We start from the raw sequence: 15924 nt of genomic DNA, 5'->3' as shown, positions 1-15924 counted from the left end.
GTTCATGATGAGTGACGGCTATTTCCTCGGGGTAGATGTAGGTTCAGCCAGCGTTCGTGCAGGGCTTTACTCTGCGCAAGGCGAGCGTTTGAGCTTCGCGACCCGTCCGATTTCGCAGTTTCACGCCAGCAATGCGCGCGTGGAACAATCCTCTGTGGAAATCTGGCAGCAGGTTTGTGCGGTGGTGCGGGAAGCCGTCGACTCCTCTGGGATTTCACCTGACGCCATTCGTTCGATTGGCTTCGACGCCACGTGCTCGCTGGTCGCGCTGGATGCTGACGGTAACGGCCTGAGCGTCTCCCCGGACAGTCCGGCATCGCAGGACATCATTATGTGGATGGATCATCGTGCTCACGAAGAAACCGTTCACATCAATGCCACACGCGATCCGGCCCTGTGCTACGTGGGCGGCGAGGTCAGCATCGAGATGGAGTTGCCAAAACTGCTGTGGTTGCAGCGGCATCATCCTGAAACCTGGAATCAGGCCTGGCGCTTTTACGACCTTGCCGATTTTCTGGTCTGGAAAGCGACGGGCCAGGACGTCGCCAGCCTGTGCACCCTCACCTGCAAATGGAACTACCTTGCGCATGAGGCGCAGTTCAGCGAATCGCTGCTCAGAGCGGTGGGGCTGGAAAACTTACTGACAAAAATTCCCGGCACTATTCTGGACGTCGCTGAATGCGTCGGGAAACTTAGCCCGCAGGCAGCGCAAGCTCTGGGTTTGTCCGAAGAAGTGGTTGTGGCAAGCGGCATGATCGATGCCCACGCGGGTGGCGTGGCGCTGACGGGCTCACACCCGGAAGGCACGCTGGCGCTCATCAGCGGAACCTCGAACTGCCATATGCTTGCCAGTCAGACGGAGATCCATACGCCCGGCGTCTGGGGACCTTACTGGAGCGCCATGCTGCCGGGCTACTGGCTGACGGAAGGCGGGCAAAGTGCTGCCGGGGCGCTGGTCGACTGGACGTTGCGCGAGCACGGAGTCAGCGCAGAGCTGTTTGCAAAAGCAGAAGCGGCGCAATGCCATCCGGTGGCATTACTCAACGACTGGGTAGCCGCGCTTGAGCAGGAAGAAAAATATCCCACCCGCAACCTGCACATTCTGGCCGATCACCACGGCAACCGCTCGCCGCGTTCGCGTCCTGATGCCCGGGGCTGCGTAGTCGGTCTGACATTAGAGACCGGTGAGCGCGCGCTGGCGAGGCTCTATCTGGCCACGCTACAGGCCATTGCCTACGGCACACGACACATTATGGATACTCTGAAACATCATGGGCACACCTTGTCGCGCATTGTCATTTGTGGTGGAGCTACTCATAACCGGCTCTGGCTGCGGGAGTATGCCGATGCCACAGGCTGCAATATTCACCTTTTAGCCGAAGAAGATGCGGTCACTCTCGGCGCGGCCATTTGCGGCGCTGTGGCGAGCGGTGCATGGGCAACGCTTACCGACGCCACCCGGGAAATGGTCAAAGCCGGCGATATCATCACCCGTCGGCCGGAAACCGCGGCCTTCCACCGGCAAAAATATGAGGCGTACCTGATGCTGTGGACCCAGCAACAGGCGCTTAATCTCCTGATGCAGCAGGAAATGTAATGGCAGGATGCGTATGCTTTATCAGCAGTTTTTACGTACGTTAAGGATTGAGGCGTAGCGATGGCCAAAACAGTTGAACAGATAGCGAAGGATCTGAATTTATCCATCACCACCGTGCGGCTGGTACTGAGCGGGAAAGCCGAACAGTATCGGATCAGTGTGAAAACACAGTCCCGAATTAATGAACACGTCGAGCGCTTCGGCTATACCCTCAACCATTCGGCGCGCAGTCTGAAGTTAAACAAAACCGAGACGCTGGGGCTCATCGTGCCCAACATCTCAAACGTGTTCTTTGCAACGCTCGCCGAGAAACTCGAACTGCGCTGCCGCCGTTCGGGTTACCAGCTGATGATCAGCTGTACTTACAACGATGTGGATTACGAAAACAAGCTGGTAAAAGCTCTGATGGCGCGCAACGTGGACGGCTTATTTATCGTTCCCTCGACGCTGGAAAATCAGCAGCATCATTTGCGGCAGATCCAAAAGCCACTGGTGCTCCTTGACCGGGATTTTGGCTTTACTGACAACGCGCTGGTAGAGAGTCATAACGAGGCTGGGGGGGATGAACTGGCCCGCAATATGCTGGAAGAGTGCAAAACGCCGCTCTGGTTCCTTGTGGGCGATACCGCACTGCCCAGCATTACGGACCGTCTGAACGGCTATTTGCAGGCCCTGAAAACAGCCGGTATTCACCATCGCGAGTGGGTCATCGAAGGGCCGGACAATACGCCGGAGGGGGGATATGCCCTGATGGATTCGCTTATCGACAGCCAGGGTGTTCCGCAGGCGTTTATCGCCTCATCGTTACCCGTCCTGGAAGGGGCAATCGAAGCCCTGCGGACGCGTACCGGTACCGTGCCTCAACACATCAATATTGGCACCTTCGATGAGCACCCCATGCTGGGGTTCCTGCCTAACAGCGTCTGGTCCATGCAGCAGGATGAAGATACCTGGGCGGAAAAAGCGTTTGAACTGATGCAGCGAGCCATCGACGGCGAAGCGGTCAACGAGACGGCGAAAGTCGATATGAAGCTGGTCAAACGTTCCCGCCAGTAAAAATAAAACTGTACCCGGAGAAAAAAAATGGAACGAGCCCGATTAGCCAGAGACATTATCGACACCTGCCTTGAGATGACCCGCATGGGATTAAATCAGGGCACCGCCGGGAATATCAGCGTTCGCTATCGCGACGGTATGCTGATTACGCCGACCGGAATTCCCTACGAGCATCTGACCGAAGAGAGTATCGTCTATGTCGATGCACAGGGGCGACACGAAGAGGATAAACTGCCCTCCAGCGAATGGCGTTTTCATCAGGTTGTGTATCAGACCCGCCCAGATGCTAACGCCGTCGTCCATAACCATGCGGTTAACTGTACCGCCGTCTCGATACTCAACCGCCCCATTCCTGCTATTCACTATATGATTGCCGCCGCCGGGGGAAACTCCATTCCCTGCGCGCCTTACGCGACCTTCGGGACGCGCGCGCTGTCAGAGCATGTCGCGGTCGCGTTACGCGATCGCAAAGCGACGCTATTACAGCACCACGGTCTGATCACCTGCGAAGAAAATCTTGAGAAGGCACTGTGGCTGGCGCAGGAGGTAGAGGTGCTGGCAAAACTCTACCTGGCCACGCTGGCGATCATGGATCCCGTTCCGGTACTCAGTGACGATGAAATTGCCATTGTTCTTGAGAAATTTAAAAGCTACGGGTTGCGCGTCGAGGCGTAATTTTTTATCCGGGGGTGCTTTTATCACACCCTCGTAATATCTCTTAAACAAACACCTATTTACCGCACTTATCACCCCGCCTAAACTATGGCCTGCTTTTTGGTAGAGGTGGTAATGAACGATTATAAAATGACGCCAGGCGAACTGCGTGCGACCTGGGGTTTAGGGACTGTTTTCTCGCTGCGGATGCTTGGCATGTTTATGGTCCTGCCCGTTCTGACCACATATGGCATGGCGTTACAGGGTGCCAGCGAAGCGCTGATTGGTCTGGCGATCGGTATCTACGGCCTGGCGCAGGCGATATTCCAGATCCCCTTTGGCCTGCTCTCCGACCGCGTGGGTCGCAAACCGCTGATTGTCGGCGGGCTGCTGGTGTTTGTACTTGGCAGCATCATCGCCGCCCTCTCCCACTCCATCTGGGGAATTATTCTTGGCCGCGCCCTGCAAGGTTCCGGGGCGATTGCCGCCGCCGTGATGGCGCTGCTGTCAGATTTAACCCGCGAGCAAAACCGCACCAAAGCCATGGCGTTTATTGGCGTCAGCTTCGGCGTTACGTTTGCCATTGCCATGGTGCTGGGGCCGATTATTACCCATTCACTCGGCCTGCACGCCCTGTTCTGGATGATAGCCGTGCTGGCAACCATCGGGATCGCACTCACGCTGTGGGTTGTGCCGGACAGTAAAAACCATGTCCTGAACCGTGAATCCGGGATGGTCAAAGGCTGCTTCAGCAAAGTCATCGTCGAGCCGCGCCTGCTTAAGCTGAACTTCGGCATTATGTGCCTGCACATTCTGCTGATGTCCACCTTTGTCGCCCTGCCCGGTCAACTTGCCGCAGCAGGTTTCCCGGCGGCAGAGCACTGGAAAATTTATCTGGTCACAATGCTGATCTCGTTTGTCTCCGTTGTGCCCTTCATTATTTACGCCGAAGTGAAGCGCAAAATGAAACGCGTCTTCGTGGGCTGCGTGGCGTTACTGTTGATTGCCGAGATTGTGCTGTGGGGCGCCGGCCCACATTTCTGGGAGCTGATCGCAGGCGTACAGCTGTTCTTCCTGGCGTTTAATCTGATGGAAGCCCTACTGCCGTCGCTTATCAGCAAAGAGTCTCCGGCAGGATACAAAGGCACCGCGATGGGCATTTACTCCACCAGCCAGTTTCTCGGCGTGGCGATCGGCGGGTCCCTCGGCGGCTGGGTGGACGGCCTTTTTGATTCTCAGACCGTGTTCCTCGCCGGTGCGCTACTGGCGATGCTCTGGCTGTTTGTTGCCAGCACCATGAAAGAGCCGCGCTATGTGAGTAGCCTGCGGGTAGAAATTCCCGATGACGTGGCAATCGGTGACGCGTTACAAAAGCGTCTGGAAGCGACAGAGGGCGTGAGCGAAGTGCTGATTGTCCCGGAAGAGCGCAGTGCGTATGTCAAAATTGACAGCAAAGTGACTAACCGCTTTGAGGTAGAGCAGGCGCTGAAGGCCTGAAAAAATGCCCGGTTTAGCCGGGCATAATTGTCTTAATCGCGGAAGTTTTTAAACTGGAATGGCTGACCGAGATCGCCGCCACGCACCAGCGCCATCACGGATTGCAGGTCATCACGGGATTTTCCGGTCACGCGGATCTCTTCCCCCTGGATCTGCGCCTGCACTTTCAGCTTGCTGTCTTTGATAAGCTTAACGATTTTTTTCTGTACCGCGCTTTCAATCCCCTGCTTCAGCTTCGCTTCCACAAACCAGGTTTTGCCGCTGTGAACAAAATCTTCCGGTACATCAAGTGAGGTCCCTTCAATGCCGCGCTTGAGCAGCTTGGCGCGCAGGATATCCAGCAGTTGGTTGACCTGGAAATCAGACTCACTCAGGACTTTGATTGTCTTGTTCGCGTCGTTCAGTTCAATGGTCGCCTCAACGCCACGAAAATCGAAACGTGACTCCACTTCACGAATAGCATTATCTACGCCGTTACGCGCTTCCTGCAGATCAACTTCAGAAACAATATCGAAAGATGGCATCTTTTCTTCTCCCTTCATTTTTGTTGCGTTGCATAATACCTGCAACGAGGCATAACGAGAAGCTTAGCTGATGGCGCTATACTTAGCGTCTTAGCACCTGGCGCAGTTGCAGGTGAGGAGGAACAATGAAAGTAACAGTGCTTGGATGCGGCGCCCTTGGTCAACTCTGGCTTAGCGCGCTATGCAAACAGGGACACGACGTTCAGGGCTGGCTGCGAATTCCCCAACCCTATTGCAGTGTGAATGTGATGGGTACAGACGGTTCAATTTTTAACGAGTCGTTGACGGCAAACGATCCGGAATTTCTCGCGAGCAGCGATCTGCTGCTGGTCACGCTGAAGGCCTGGCAGGTCTCCGATGCGGTGAAAAGCCTGGCCGCCCAATTACCTGAAAGCACGCCAGTCCTGCTGATTCACAACGGTATGGGTACCATTGAAGAGCTAAAGTCTGTCCGGCAACCGCTGCTAATGGGAACAACCACCCACGCGGCACGCCGCGACGGTAACGTCATTATTCATGTTGCCAGTGGCATCACCCATATCGGCCCGGCGCGTGAACAGCCCGGCGATTACAGCTATCTTGCGGATACCCTGCAAAGCACGCTGCCTGACGTCGCCTGGCACAATAACATTCGCGCAGAACTGTGGCGCAAACTGGCGGTCAACTGCGCGATCAATCCGCTGACTGCCCTGCTGGATTGCCCTAACGGTGATCTGCGCCAGCATCCCGATCGGTTAGCGCTGATTTGCCGGGAAGTTGCCGCCGTCATTGAACGCGAAGGCTACCACACCTCAGAAACCGATTTACGTTATTATGTCGACCAGGTCATTGAGAGTACGGCAGAAAATATCTCCTCAATGCTGCAGGATATCCGGGCTATGCGGCATACCGAAATTGATTACATTACCGGTTATCTGTTAAAACGCGCCCGGGCACACGGCATTACCGTTGCGGAAAACAGCCGTCTGTTTGAGTTAGTTAAACGAAAGGAGAGTGAGTATGAGCGCATCGGCACTGGTATGCCTCGCCCCTGGTAGCGAAGAGACAGAAGCGGTCACCACCATTGATTTGATGGTACGTGGTGGTATTAAGGTTACCACCGCCAGCGTCGCCAGCGACGGAAGTCTGGCGATTACCTGCTCGCGTGGGGTCAAGATCCTGGCAGATGCACCGCTTGTACAGGTGGCGGACGGTGATTACGACATTATCGTGCTGCCGGGCGGTCTGAAGGGCGCGGAGTGTTTCCGCGACAGCCCGCTGCTGGTTGAAACCGTTCGTCAGTTTCATCTTTCCGGGCGTATCGTCGCGGCAATCTGTGCGGCCGCAGGTACGGTACTGGTTCCGCACGACATTTTCCCCATCGGCAATATGACCGGCTTCCCAGGCCTGAAGGATACGATTCCGGCAGACCAGTGGGTGGATAAACGCGTGGTCTGGGATCCGCGCGTTAACCTGCTCACCAGCCAGGGGCCGGGTACCGCCATTGATTTTGGCCTGAAGATTATTGACCTGCTGGTCGGGCGTGAGAAAGCGTATGAAGTGGCGTCATCGCTGGTGATGGCGGCGGGGATTTATAACTACTACGAGTAAAAAAAGCCGGGTGGCGGCTACGCCTTACCCGGCCTACAAGTGTACGGTACCGTAGGCCCGGTAAGCGAAGCGCCACCGGGCAATAGGCTACGGGCGATACACCTTCACGTTCGCGAAGCCCTGCTCACGCAGGTACAACGCCTGTAAACGGCTCATGACCCCACGTTCGCACCACAGCAGATACGTTTTGCTCTGGTCGAGATCGCCAAACTGGGTGCTCAGCTTGTAGAACGGCAGCGAAACCACCTCCACGCCTTCCACCTGCAACGGCTTGTCATCCTGCTCATCAACAGAACGTATATCCAGAATCGTATCGTTAGCACCGAAGCCGCTGACCGTCTCCACCTCAACCACGTCCTGCTCGGTCTGCTGGGCGATCTCACGGATATCGATGTTCGACGCTTCCGCCACCACTTTTTCCAGGATGCTGAAATCGAAGTTCTCTTCTTCCGCTTCGATCTTCGCCTTCACCGCTTTAATGGTTGGACTTTTTGAGATCACGCCGCAATATTCCGGCATGGTGCGGGCAAAATCTTCAGTACCGATTTTACGCGCCAGATCGATGATGTGCTCTTTATCGTGAGAGATCAGCGGACGCAGGATCAGCGTATCAGACACGTTGTCGATAAGGCGCAGGTTGGTCAGCGTCTGGCTGGAGACCTGCCCCAGTGCTTCACCGGTGACCAGCGCTTGCACGCCGTAGCGCTCAGCCACTTTGGACGCCGCACGCACCATCATACGTTTCAGGACTACGCCCATCTGGCCGTCATCCACTTTCTCAAGAATTTCGCCGACCACCGGCTCAAAGTTGATCGCCACAAAACGCACGCGGTGAGAGCTGCCGAAGCGGTTCCACAGGTAATGCGCCACCTGACGTACGCCGATTTCGTGCGCCGCGCCGCCCAGGTTAAAGAAGCAGTAGTGCACGCGGCAGCCGCGACGCATCAGCATATAGCTGGAAACGCCGGAGTCGAACCCGCCGGAGATCAGCGACAGCACATCTTCTTGCGTGCCGATCGGGAAGCCGCCAATACCTTCATAACGGCCCTTAACCAGCAGCAGGCGATCGTTTTCGATCTCAAGATTAACGGTAACGTCCGGATTAGTCAGACGCACGCGCGCCGTCTCAACGTGCTGGTTCAGACCGCCGCCGACATAGCGCTCAACGTCAATGGAGCTAAACTCATGCTTACCACGGCGCTTCACGCGTACGCAGAACGTTTTGCCTTCGATCTGATCGCGGTACTGTACCAGCGCCTTTTCGAAGATATCGTGCATATCGGTGAAGGGAACGTCTTCCACTTCCAGAATATGGTGAATACCCGGGATACGGGTCAGCGCGTCGCGAATATCAAGACGTTTGTTTTCGTCTTTCGCGCGGACTTCAACGTGGTCCCAGTGACGCACCACGGCGAGCGTTTCGTCGTAGTGTTTTAATACGTTACGAATGTTCCCGGTGAGAATTTTAATAAAGCGCAAACGCACGGATTGGCTTTTGATGGTGATTTCAGGGAACAATTTAATGATAAACTTCATGGCGGCAATGTTTCTTAGGCAAGCTTATAAAGGCTTGTAGTGGAAAATGATACAGCAGCCCACACCCGTGGCTGCATCCAGGCGCGCAAGTATACCACCATCGCGCCACTCGCGTTATTTGATAATTGCCCCGAGTCCGTTACCATGTCAGGGCGAAAAATTTAAGAGTCAATTCACTATGCCGAAGAAAAACGACGCACCGGCCAGTTTCGAAACTGCGCTGAGTGAACTGGAGCAGATCGTTACCCGTCTTGAGAGCGGCGATCTCCCGCTGGAAGACGCGCTCAACGAATTTGAACGCGGCGTGCAGCTCGCGCGCCAGGGGCAGGTAAAACTCCAGCAGGCCGAGCAGCGTGTGCAGATCCTGCTTTCCGACAGCGAAGACGCTAAAACCACGCCATTCACACCGGACGCCGAGTAAATGGATTTTTCCAACGCGCTTCAGGCGCGCGTCATCCGCGCCAACGACGCGCTGCGCCGTTTCATTGAGCCGCAGCCTTTTCAGAACACTCCTCTGGTTGAAGCCATGCACTATGGCGCACTCTTGGGGGGTAAACGCCTGCGTCCGTTCCTGGTGTATGCCACGGGCAATATGTTCGGTATCAGCGATAACACGCTGGACGCCCCGGCAGCCGCCGTGGAGTGTATCCACGCCTATTCGCTGATCCATGATGATTTGCCGGCCATGGACGACGACGATCTGCGTCGCGGTCAGCCGACCTGCCACATTAAGTTCGGCGAAGCGAATGCCATTCTGGCGGGTGATGCGCTGCAAACCCTGGCGTTCTCTATTCTGAGCGATGCGCCGATGGTTGAAGTGAGCGATCGCGATCGTCTGGCAATGGTGTCCGAACTGGCAATGGCCAGCGGCGTCGCCGGGATGTGCGGCGGCCAGGCGCTGGATTTAGAGGCTGAAGGTCGTCAGGTTACTCTGGAACAGCTGGAGCGCATCCACCGTCACAAAACGGGCGCACTGATTCGTGCAGCCGTTCGCCTGGGCGCGCTGAGCGCGGGTGAACGCGGGCGTAAAGCCCTGCCGGTTCTGGACAGATACGCAGAAAGTATCGGTCTGGCATTCCAGGTTCAGGATGACATTCTGGATGTGGTGGGCGATACTGCAACATTGGGAAAACGTCAGGGTGCGGATCAGCAGCTTGGCAAAAGTACCTACCCCGCCCTGTTGGGCCTTGAGCATGCCCAACGTAAAGCCCGGGATCTGATAGACGATGCCCGCCGGTCGCTAAATGAGCTGGCCGCGCAATCGCTGGATACCTCGGCACTGGAAGCGCTAGCGGACTACATAATCCAGCGTGATAAATAAACTATAAATCTCGATGAGCCTTTGATGAGTTTTGATATTGCCAAATACCCGACACTGGCGTTAGTTGACTCCACTCAGGAGTTACGTCTGTTGCCGAAAGAGAGTCTGCCGAAGCTGTGTGACGAGCTGCGTCGCTACCTGCTCGACAGCGTTAGCCGCTCCAGCGGCCACTTCGCCTCCGGACTTGGCACGGTTGAGCTGACCGTGGCGTTGCATTACGTCTATAACACGCCGTTCGATCAGCTGATCTGGGATGTTGGCCACCAGGCCTATCCGCACAAAATTCTGACCGGACGTCGCGATAAGATTGGCACCATTCGCCAGAGAGGCGGCCTGCATCCGTTCCCGTGGCGCGGCGAGAGCGAGTTTGACGTGTTAAGCGTCGGCCACTCTTCCACCTCCATTTCTGCGGGCATTGGTATTGCCGTTGCCGCCGAAAAAGAGAATAAACAACGCCGTACCGTCTGCGTGATTGGCGACGGGGCGATCACCGCCGGGATGGCTTTTGAGGCCATGAACCACGCGGGCGATATCAAACCGGACATGCTGGTGATCCTCAACGATAACGAAATGTCGATCTCCGAGAACGTCGGCGCGCTGAATAACCATCTGGCGCAGCTGCTGTCCGGTAAGCTTTACTCCTCACTGCGCGAAGGCGGGAAAAAAGTCTTCTCGGGCGTACCGCCGATCAAAGAGCTGCTTAAGCGTACCGAAGAACATATCAAAGGCATGGTCGTGCCGGGTACGCTGTTTGAAGAGCTGGGCTTTAACTATATTGGCCCGGTGGACGGCCACGATGTGTTAGGTCTGGTGACGACGCTTAAAAACATGCGCGACCTGAAAGGCCCGCAGTTCCTGCATATCATGACCAAAAAAGGGCGTGGTTACGAACCGGCGGAAAAAGATCCGATCACCTTCCACGCGGTGCCCAAGTTCGACCATACCAGCGGTTGTCTGCCGAAAAGCAGCGGCGGGATGCCGAGCTACTCAAAAATCTTTGGCGACTGGCTGTGCGAAACGGCGGCGAAAGACAACACGCTGATGGCGGTGACGCCTGCCATGCGTGAAGGCTCCGGCATGGTCGAGTTTTCCAAAAAATACCCGGACCAGTATTTCGACGTCGCCATTGCCGAGCAGCACGCGGTAACCTTCGCAGCGGGCCTGGCGATTGGCGGCTACAAGCCGGTGGTAGCGATTTACTCTACCTTCCTGCAACGCGCCTACGATCAGGTGATCCATGACGTTGCCATCCAGAAGCTGCCGGTGCTGTTTGCTATCGACCGTGCGGGCATCGTGGGGGCTGACGGCCAGACGCACCAGGGCGCATTTGACCTCTCCTTCCTGCGCTGCATCCCGGACATGGTGATCATGACGCCAAGCGACGAAAACGAGTGTCGTCAGATGCTGTATACCGGTTACCACTATCAGGACGGTCCCTGTGCGGTACGTTATCCACGCGGCAATGCCCTTGGCGTTGAATTACGGCCGCTGGAAAAACTGGATATCGGTAAAGGTCTGGTGAAACGTCGCGGTGAAAAAGTGGCGATCCTGAACTTTGGTACGCTGATGCCGGAAGCGGCAAAAGTCGCTGAAACCCTGAATGCGACGCTCGTCGATATGCGATTTGTGAAGCCGCTCGATGAATCTCTGATTCTGAGCATGGCGGAAAGCCATGAGGTGCTGGTCACGCTGGAAGAGAACGCCATCATGGGTGGCGCGGGTAGCGGCGTGAACGAAGTGCTGATGGCGAACCGTAAAGTCGTTCCGGTGCTTAATCTCGGCCTGCCGGACCACTTCATCCCGCAAGGCACTCAGGACGAGGCGCGCGCCGACATTGGCCTGGACGCCGTCGGTATCGAAGCTAAAATCCGCACCTGGCTGGCCTGATCCCTCCCCTTTTCTGCTCCTGCTATGCTTAAACGTATTGTTTAAACAGCAGGAGCGGAACCATGCAATACACGACATTAGGAAAAACAGACCTCAAGGTGTCCCGGCTTTGCCTGGGCTGCATGACGTTTGGCGAGCCTGACCGGGGAAATCACGCCTGGACGCTGCCGGAAGAGAGCAGCCGCCCTATCATTAAGCGCGCCATTGACGGCGGCATCAACTTCTTCGATACCGCCAACAGCTACTCCGACGGCAGCAGCGAAGAGATTGTGGGCCGCGCCCTGCGAGATTTTGCCCGTCGGGATGAGATTGTGGTCGCCACCAAAGTGTATTACCCGTCAGGCGATCTGGCGGAAGGCCTTTCTCGCACGCAGATCCTGCGCTCCATTGATGACAGCCTCAGACGCCTGAACATGGATTACGTCGACCTGCTGCAAATTCACCGCTGGGATTACAACACGCCGATCGAAGAGACGCTTGAAGCGTTGAACGACGTCGTGAAAGCCGGTAAAGCGCGCTACATCGGCGCATCGTCCATGCATGCCTCACACTTTGCTCAGACGCTCGATCTCCAGGCGCAGAACGGCTGGGCGCGCTTTGTCACTATGCAGGATCACTACAACCTGATCTACCGGGAAGAAGAACGCGAGATGCTGCCGCTCTGCTACCAGGAAGGCGTGGCGGTGATCCCGTGGAGCCCGCTGGCGCGCGGAAGGTTAACCCGTCCGTGGGGTGAAACTACCGCCCGGCTGGTATCGGATGAAGTAGGTAAAAATCTGTATGACGATACAGAAGCCAGCGATGCGTTAATTGCCGAACGATTAGCCGGGATCGCCGACGATATCGGTGCAACGCGCGCGCAGGTAGCGCTGGCGTGGCTGCTGAGCAAGCGCGGTGTCGCCGCACCGATTGTGGGCACATCGCGGGAAGAACAGCTGGACGAGTTATTGAGTGCGGTGGACTTATCGTTGACGCCGGAGCAGATTGCCGAGCTGGAGACGCCGTATCAGCAACATCCGGTGGTAGGGTTTAAATAAACAATTCAGGGAACAAAATCCGTAGGCCGGGTAAGCGCAGCGCCACCCGGCAATACAGAGCGCACAAAATTACGCGAAGTGATCGTACCCTTTCCAGTCAAGCGTAACCGGGGCGCCGTCGCGGACAAACAGCAGCCCTTCACTTTCCGGCATCACCTGCCCGATGCAGGTAAATTTCGCCCCCAGATGCGCTAACGCCACATCCAGCGTCCCGCGATTCAGCTCGGGAACGGTAAAGCACAGCTCATAATCTTCCCCACCGGATAGTGCCCAGCGCAGCGCCTGTTCAGGATCGGCATGGCGACGCAACGGCTCTGACAGTGGGAACAGATCCAGATCGATCCGTGCGCCCACGCCACTGGCCTTCAGGATATGGCCGAGATCGGAGATCAGCCCGTCAGAGAGATCGATAGCCGAACTGGCCCGCTCGCGCAGCGCCTGACCGTGCAAAATACGCGGCGTGGGCCGCAGGTGGCGCTTCACCAGGTACGCCGCATCGTCAGCATCTTCAACTGCTAAACGGTTCTGAAGGATCGCCAGCCCGGCCGCGCTATCCCCCGGCGTACCGGTCACGTAGATCCAGTCGCCCGGTTTTGCGCCCGAACGCTTCAGCGCGCGCCCCGCTGGCACATAGCCGTGGATTGCCAGGGTCATCGACAGCGGCCCGGCGGTGGTATCACCGCCAATCAGCTGCATATCGTAATAATTCAGCTGTTCAAACAGGGCATCGCTGAAGGCTTCAAGCCAGGCTTCATCCACCTCCGGCAGGGTCAGAGCCAGCGTCAGCCAGGCCGGGTCGGCGCCCATTGCCGCCAGATCGCTAACGTTTACCGCCAGCGCCTTATACGCCAGGTCGGCAGGATCGATATCGGGCAGGAAGTGACGCCCACATACTAAGGTGTCGGTGCTGATTGCCAGCGTCTGTTTTTCGGGAATATTGAGAAGTGCGCAGTCATCGCCAATGCCGGTTTCAACATCAAGACGAGAGGTTCTGACACGGTCGAAATAACGGGCAATCAGGGAGAATTCGCCGCATGCCATACGTTATGCCTCAGCAAATAAAAGAAAAAACCGGAGCCGCACTGCCAAAAAGGCAATGCAAGACTCCGGTTTGCGGATCACTTTTTGTGGGGACGGATCGCAGGTGCGGCTTTATCCAGCACGCCGTTTACAAACTTGTGGCTGTCTTCAGCGCCGAAGGTTTTTGCCAGTTCGATCGCTTCGTTGATGGCCACTTTGTACGGCACATCATCACGTTTAGACAGCTCAAACAGCGCGATACGCAACACTGCTTTTTCGACCTGGCCCAGCTCTTCGAGCAGACGGGACAGGTATGGCTTCATCAGACCATCGAGATACGCGCTATTAGTCGCCACTCCCGACAGCAGTTCACGGAAGTACAGAACGTCAACGTCTTTCACGTCCTGTTCTGACAGGAACTGGTATTCAACATCAGCGATGTCGTTCTGGGACAACTGCCAGGAGTAAAGTGCCTGGACGGCACATTCACGGGCGCGGCGACGAGCAGCAGGTTTCACGGAATTCCCCTTACAAAAAAATCAGGCCTTGATGGCTTTCAATACATTGATCATTTCAAGCGCGGTCAGTGCAGCTTCTGCACCTTTGTTACCGGCTTTGGTGCCAGCACGTTCGATGGCTTGTTCAATACTTTCGGTAGTCAGTACGCCGAACGCGACAGGAATTTCAGCATCCTGTGCAACGTGCGCCAGACCATTGCTTGCACCGCCCGCAACGTATTCGAAGTGCGCAGTGCCGCCACGAATAACAGTACCCAGTGCAATCACCGCGTCGTATTTACCGGTTTTCGCCAGCGCGCCCGCTGCCAGTGGCAGTTCGTAAGCACCTGGTACCCAAACGACGGTAATGTTGTCATCTTTAACCTGGCCGATACGTTTCAGGGCGTCAACCGCACCTTCCAGCAGGCTGTCGTTGATGAAGTTGTTGAAACGCGCAATGGTGATGGCGACGCGAGCGTCCGGGGTAGCTACAGCAGCTTCAATAATGTTCATACTCTTCCTTTACGGGTTCATTTGGCCCCGCAGGGGGGCGGATTTTATCATAATACTTTGCGCACTGCTTCCCTATTTCAGGAGCAATTACGCTGTCGTTAAATGGAGGCAGACATCCGGGCCTACCGGACGAATCTCGCTGAATGAGAGTTGCGGCGCATCGGCCAGTTTTTCAAGGCCGGGCAGCACAAACAGGCCGCGCGCGTCGTTACCTAACAGTTTAGGCGCAACGTAGACCAGAAGCTCATCCACCAGCCCTGCCTGGAGCAGCGCGCCGGCGAGCGTCGGACCGGCTTCAACCCAGATGCTGTTGACCTGCTGTTTACCCAGCAGCATCATCAGCACCACCAGATCGAGATGCCCGTTGTGTTCCGGCACCATAATGCTGCGCACGCCTTGCGGCCATTCGCGCGTATCTTCTTTGGTGCGGGCAATCCAGGTTTCCCCCGGCTGCTGCACGATGCGGTGCTCCGGCGTCACGCGGTTCTGGCTATCAATAATAATGCGCAGCGGCTGACGCAGGTTCTCCTGCGGATAGAGTGCCTGGGTATCCGCATTCAGCTCATCCCAGCGCACGGTCAGGACCGGATCGTCAGCCAGCACCGTTTCACTGCTGGTGAGAATAGCATGGCTTTGTGCGCGCAGACGTTGCACATCGCGCCTTGCCTGTGGCGAGGTGATCCACTGGCTCTCGCCGTTCGCCATCGCCGTGCGGCCATCCAGTGACGCGCCAAGCTTAAGCTGGATAAACGGGAAACCGGTGCGCATACGCTTCAGGAAGCCTTTGTTGATGGCTTCGGCATCCTGCATCATCAGGCCGTGACTGACGTCGATCCCTTCCTGTTGCAGACGATACAGCCCGCGGCCCGCCACCTGCGGGTTAGGATCCTGCATGGCGGCGACAACGCGCGAGACTCCCGCCGCAATCAGTACTTCGCAGCACGGAGGCGTGCGCCCGTGATGACTGCATGGCTCCAGCGTCACGTAAGCCGTCGCGCCACGCGCCCTCTCCCCCGCCATGCGCAGGGCATGCACTTCAGCGTGCGGCTCGCCTGCGCGGTAGTGAAAACCTTCCCCCACGATCTCGCCATCTTTAACAATGACGCACCCGACATTAGGGTTAGGGTGAGTGGTAAACCGACCGCGCTGCGCCAGCTTCATGGCTCTCGCCATGTACATCTCGTCCTGCATAGGC

The 15924-nt window shown here is 56.6% G+C and carries 16 protein-coding genes; 10 read left to right on the top strand and 6 right to left on the bottom strand.

The annotated features are described in order from the left end of the window. Nucleotides 1-7 precede the first annotated feature (7 nt). From ACQG03_RS05370 to ACQG03_RS05355, 4 genes are all read left to right on the top strand, one after another. Nucleotides 8-1597 (top strand): FGGY-family carbohydrate kinase, encoded by a 1590-nt coding sequence (locus ACQG03_RS05370; protein ID WP_063163468.1) that lies wholly within the window; start codon nucleotides 8-10, stop codon nucleotides 1595-1597. A 60-nt stretch (nucleotides 1598-1657) separates the two neighbouring features. After that, nucleotides 1658-2653: a LacI family DNA-binding transcriptional regulator gene (locus tag ACQG03_RS05365; protein ID WP_063163469.1), complete on the top strand. Its 996-nt coding sequence runs from the start codon at nucleotides 1658-1660 to the stop codon at nucleotides 2651-2653. A gap of 27 nt (nucleotides 2654-2680) precedes the next feature. After that, entirely contained in the window at nucleotides 2681-3328 is a 648-nt protein-coding gene (gene fucA, locus ACQG03_RS05360; protein ID WP_063163470.1) for an L-fuculose-phosphate aldolase, read from the top strand. 114 nt (nucleotides 3329-3442) lie between these two features. After that, on the top strand, nucleotides 3443-4804 hold the full coding sequence (locus tag ACQG03_RS05355; protein ID WP_046620558.1) for an MFS transporter: 1362 nt from the start codon (nucleotides 3443-3445) through the stop codon (nucleotides 4802-4804). Nucleotides 4805-4836: 32 nt separating this feature from the next. Here the strand turns inward: ACQG03_RS05355 and ACQG03_RS05350 are convergent, their stop codons facing one another. Further along, a complete protein-coding gene (locus ACQG03_RS05350) occupies nucleotides 4837-5328 on the bottom strand; it encodes a YajQ family cyclic di-GMP-binding protein (RefSeq protein WP_022647233.1) in 492 nt (163 codons plus the stop codon). A 125-nt stretch (nucleotides 5329-5453) separates the two neighbouring features. Between ACQG03_RS05350 and panE the strand changes: the two genes are divergently transcribed. Then, a complete protein-coding gene (gene panE / locus ACQG03_RS05345) occupies nucleotides 5454-6365 on the top strand; it encodes a 2-dehydropantoate 2-reductase (protein WP_022647232.1) in 912 nt (303 codons plus the stop codon). After that, the gene (gene yajL, locus ACQG03_RS05340) at nucleotides 6328-6918 is read left to right on the top strand and encodes a protein deglycase YajL (protein WP_063163471.1); all 591 of its coding nucleotides are present in this window, start codon (nucleotides 6328-6330) and stop codon (nucleotides 6916-6918) included. The genes panE and yajL overlap by 38 nt, the downstream gene beginning before the upstream one ends. Before the next feature lie 87 nt (nucleotides 6919-7005). On the opposite strand, the gene thiI is transcribed toward yajL, so the two are convergent. Then, nucleotides 7006-8454, bottom strand: a complete 1449-nt coding sequence (gene thiI, locus ACQG03_RS05335; protein WP_022647230.1) for a tRNA uracil 4-sulfurtransferase ThiI — start codon at nucleotides 8452-8454, stop codon at nucleotides 7006-7008. A 178-nt stretch (nucleotides 8455-8632) separates the two neighbouring features. Here thiI and xseB point away from each other — a divergent pair, with 178 nt between their 5' ends. From xseB to ACQG03_RS05315, 4 genes are all read left to right on the top strand, one after another. Next, entirely contained in the window at nucleotides 8633-8875 is a 243-nt protein-coding gene (gene xseB / locus ACQG03_RS05330) for an exodeoxyribonuclease VII small subunit (RefSeq protein WP_003859094.1), read from the top strand. Next, nucleotides 8876-9775 carry a (2E,6E)-farnesyl diphosphate synthase gene (gene ispA, locus ACQG03_RS05325; protein ID WP_017383172.1) on the top strand — a complete coding sequence of 300 codons (900 nt, stop codon included), beginning with the start codon at nucleotides 8876-8878 and terminating at the stop codon, nucleotides 9773-9775. 24 nt (nucleotides 9776-9799) lie between these two features. Further along, a complete protein-coding gene (gene dxs / locus ACQG03_RS05320) occupies nucleotides 9800-11662 on the top strand; it encodes a 1-deoxy-D-xylulose-5-phosphate synthase (RefSeq protein WP_063163472.1) in 1863 nt (620 codons plus the stop codon). A 62-nt stretch (nucleotides 11663-11724) separates the two neighbouring features. Beyond that, nucleotides 11725-12699 (top strand): aldo/keto reductase, encoded by a 975-nt coding sequence (locus ACQG03_RS05315; protein WP_063163473.1) that lies wholly within the window; start codon nucleotides 11725-11727, stop codon nucleotides 12697-12699. 69 nt (nucleotides 12700-12768) lie between these two features. Here ACQG03_RS05315 and thiL read toward each other — a convergent pair whose 3' ends face one another. The 4 genes from thiL to ribD form a co-directional block, all read right to left on the bottom strand. Continuing rightward, nucleotides 12769-13740, bottom strand: a complete 972-nt coding sequence (gene thiL / locus ACQG03_RS05310; RefSeq protein ID WP_022647226.1) for a thiamine-phosphate kinase — start codon at nucleotides 13738-13740, stop codon at nucleotides 12769-12771. A 77-nt stretch (nucleotides 13741-13817) separates the two neighbouring features. Beyond that, nucleotides 13818-14237, bottom strand: coding sequence for a transcription antitermination factor NusB (nusB, locus tag ACQG03_RS05305; protein WP_006809908.1), 420 nt, complete (start codon nucleotides 14235-14237; stop codon nucleotides 13818-13820). Between the two features lie 21 nt (nucleotides 14238-14258). Continuing rightward, nucleotides 14259-14729, bottom strand: a complete 471-nt coding sequence (gene ribH / locus ACQG03_RS05300) for a 6,7-dimethyl-8-ribityllumazine synthase (RefSeq protein ID WP_003859098.1) — start codon at nucleotides 14727-14729, stop codon at nucleotides 14259-14261. Nucleotides 14730-14816: 87 nt separating this feature from the next. Continuing rightward, complete coding sequence (ribD, locus tag ACQG03_RS05295; RefSeq protein WP_426726096.1) at nucleotides 14817-15920, bottom strand: bifunctional diaminohydroxyphosphoribosylaminopyrimidine deaminase/5-amino-6-(5-phosphoribosylamino)uracil reductase RibD; 1104 nt, start codon at nucleotides 15918-15920, stop codon at nucleotides 14817-14819. Nucleotides 15921-15924: the final 4 nt, after the last annotated feature.

It is taken from the genome of Enterobacter cloacae complex sp. 342H5 (assembly GCF_050030905.1).
Taxonomy (GTDB): Bacteria; Pseudomonadota; Gammaproteobacteria; order Enterobacterales; family Enterobacteriaceae; genus Enterobacter; species Enterobacter intestinihominis.
The sequence above is the reverse complement of the archived record's forward strand: the minus strand, read 5'-3'. Positions and strand labels throughout refer to the sequence as shown.

Coding starts and splice junctions, on each gene's coding strand:
- ACQG03_RS05370 (WP_063163468.1), top strand. CDS start 8: ATGAGTGACGGCTATTTCCTCGGGGTAGATGTAGGTTCAGCCAGCGTT.
- ACQG03_RS05365 (WP_063163469.1), top strand. CDS start 1,658: ATGGCCAAAACAGTTGAACAGATAGCGAAGGATCTGAATTTATCCATC.
- fucA (WP_063163470.1), top strand. CDS start 2,681: ATGGAACGAGCCCGATTAGCCAGAGACATTATCGACACCTGCCTTGAG.
- ACQG03_RS05355 (WP_046620558.1), top strand. CDS start 3,443: ATGAACGATTATAAAATGACGCCAGGCGAACTGCGTGCGACCTGGGGT.
- ACQG03_RS05350 (WP_022647233.1), bottom strand. CDS start 5,328: ATGCCATCTTTCGATATTGTTTCTGAAGTTGATCTGCAGGAAGCGCGT.
- panE (WP_022647232.1), top strand. CDS start 5,454: ATGAAAGTAACAGTGCTTGGATGCGGCGCCCTTGGTCAACTCTGGCTT.
- yajL (WP_063163471.1), top strand. CDS start 6,328: ATGAGCGCATCGGCACTGGTATGCCTCGCCCCTGGTAGCGAAGAGACA.
- thiI (WP_022647230.1), bottom strand. CDS start 8,454: ATGAAGTTTATCATTAAATTGTTCCCTGAAATCACCATCAAAAGCCAA.
- xseB (WP_003859094.1), top strand. CDS start 8,633: ATGCCGAAGAAAAACGACGCACCGGCCAGTTTCGAAACTGCGCTGAGT.
- ispA (WP_017383172.1), top strand. CDS start 8,876: ATGGATTTTTCCAACGCGCTTCAGGCGCGCGTCATCCGCGCCAACGAC.
- dxs (WP_063163472.1), top strand. CDS start 9,800: ATGAGTTTTGATATTGCCAAATACCCGACACTGGCGTTAGTTGACTCC.
- ACQG03_RS05315 (WP_063163473.1), top strand. CDS start 11,725: ATGCAATACACGACATTAGGAAAAACAGACCTCAAGGTGTCCCGGCTT.
- thiL (WP_022647226.1), bottom strand. CDS start 13,740: ATGGCATGCGGCGAATTCTCCCTGATTGCCCGTTATTTCGACCGTGTC.
- ribH (WP_003859098.1), bottom strand. CDS start 14,729: ATGAACATTATTGAAGCTGCTGTAGCTACCCCGGACGCTCGCGTCGCC.
- ribD (WP_426726096.1), bottom strand. CDS start 15,920: ATGCAGGACGAGATGTACATGGCGAGAGCCATGAAGCTGGCGCAGCGC.